Raw genomic sequence first — 288 nt, forward strand, 5'->3', positions numbered from 1 at the left:
GCCTTATCCGGCCTACGAAACCGCAAGAATTCAATATATTGCAGGAGCGGTGTAGGCCTGATAAGCGTAGCGCATCAGGCAGTTTTGCGTTTGCCCACAATCTTAGGGGACATTTAGCGGCCCCATTTATTTCTCACTTTTCCGCCTCATCATCGCGCGTTAATTTCTTTTCATAATCGCGTTTTACAATATCCAGCGCGCGCAGCACGGTGCGGGCTGGGATCTGATTTTCTTCCAGTAGCACAATCAAATCGACGGCCAGTTTGACATCGTCAGGGGCATTTTCCA

General features: G+C 49.3%; 1 protein-coding gene. It reads right to left on the reverse strand.

The window, feature by feature from the left end; genetic code table 11:
- Window positions 1–133 precede the first annotated feature (133 nt).
- The coding region (rsmS, locus tag LZP73_RS20410; RefSeq protein ID WP_234236781.1) for a pleiotropic regulatory protein RsmS at window positions 134–288 on the reverse strand (155 nt) is incomplete at its 5' end.

It is taken from the genome of Shewanella sp. AS16 (assembly GCF_021412365.1).
Classification (GTDB): Bacteria; Pseudomonadota; Gammaproteobacteria; order Enterobacterales; family Shewanellaceae; genus Shewanella; species Shewanella salipaludis.